The 1189-nt window shown below is 57.9% G+C and carries 3 protein-coding genes; all 3 read left to right on the plus strand.

Annotated elements, in window-relative coordinates:
* The coding region (gene gpG / locus P3R27_RS14315; protein WP_207872057.1) for a phage tail assembly chaperone G at positions 1-279 on the plus strand (279 nt) is incomplete at its 5' end.
* On the plus strand, positions 261-695 hold the full coding sequence (locus P3R27_RS14320) for a phage tail assembly protein T (protein WP_000459457.1): 435 nt from the start codon (positions 261-263) through the stop codon (positions 693-695). The genes gpG and P3R27_RS14320, both read left to right, overlap by 19 nt.
* A partial coding sequence (locus tag P3R27_RS14325; protein ID WP_182497105.1) for a phage tail length tape measure family protein occupies positions 688-1189 on the plus strand: 502 nt, incomplete at its 3' end. The genes P3R27_RS14320 and P3R27_RS14325, both read left to right, overlap by 8 nt.

Below are 1189 nucleotides of genomic sequence, written 5' to 3' on the forward strand. Positions count from 1 at the left end.
GTGGAAGACGCCATCAGAACCGGCGCGTTTCTGGTGGCGATGTCCCTGTGGCATAACCATCCGCAGAAGACGCAGATGCCGTCCATGAATGAAGCCGTTAAACAGATTGAGCAGGAAGTGCTTACCACCTGGCCCACGGAGGCAATTTCTCATGCTGAAAACGTGGTGTACCGGCTGTCTGGTATGTATGAGTTTGTGGTGAATAATGCCCCTGAACAGACAGAGGACGCCGGGCCCGCAGAGCCTGTTTCTGCGGGAAAGTGTTCGACGGTGAGCTGAGTTTTGCCCTGAAACTGGCGCGTGAGATGGGGCGACCCGACTGGCGTGCCATGCTTGCCGGGATGTCATCCACGGAGTATGCCGACTGGCACCGCTTTTACAGTACCCATTATTTTCATGATGTTCTGCTGGATATGCACTTTTCCGGGCTGACGTACACCGTGCTCAGCCTGTTTTTCAGCGATCCGGATATGCATCCGCTGGATTTCAGTCTGCTGAACCGGCGCGAGGCTGACGAAGAGCCTGAAGATGATGTGCTGATGCAGAAAGCGGCAGGGCTTGCCGGAGGTGTCCGCTTTGGCCCGGACGGGAATGAAGTTATCCCCGCTTCCCCGGATGTGGCGGACATGACGGAGGATGACGTAATGCTGATGACAGTATCAGAAGGGATCGCAGGAGGAGTCCGGTATGGCTGAACCGGTAGGCGATCTGGTCGTTGATTTGAGTCTGGATGCGGCCAGATTTGACGAGCAGATGGCCAGAGTCAGGCGTCATTTTTCTGGTACGGAAAGTGATGCGAAAAAAACAGCGGCAGTCGTTGAACAGTCGCTGAGCCGACAGGCGCTGGCTGCACAGAAAGCGGGGATTTCCGTCGGGCAGTATAAAGCCGCCATGCGTATGCTGCCTGCACAGTTCACCGACGTGGCCACGCAGCTTGCAGGCGGGCAAAGTCCGTGGCTGATCCTGCTGCAACAGGGGGGGCAGGTGAAGGACTCCTTCGGCGGGATGATCCCCATGTTCAGGGGGCTTGCCGGTGCGATCACCCTGCCGATGGTGGGGGCCACCTCGCTGGCGGTGGCGACCGGTGCGCTGGCGTATGCCTGGTATCAGGGCAACTCAACCCTGTCCGATTTCAACAAAACGCTGGTCCTTTCCGGCAATCAGGCGGGACTGACGGCAGATCGTATGC

This window comes from Enterococcus spodopteracolus, from assembly GCF_030441955.1.
In the GTDB taxonomy this organism is placed as follows: domain Bacteria; phylum Bacillota; class Bacilli; order Lactobacillales; family Enterococcaceae; genus Enterococcus_B; species Enterococcus_B spodopteracolus.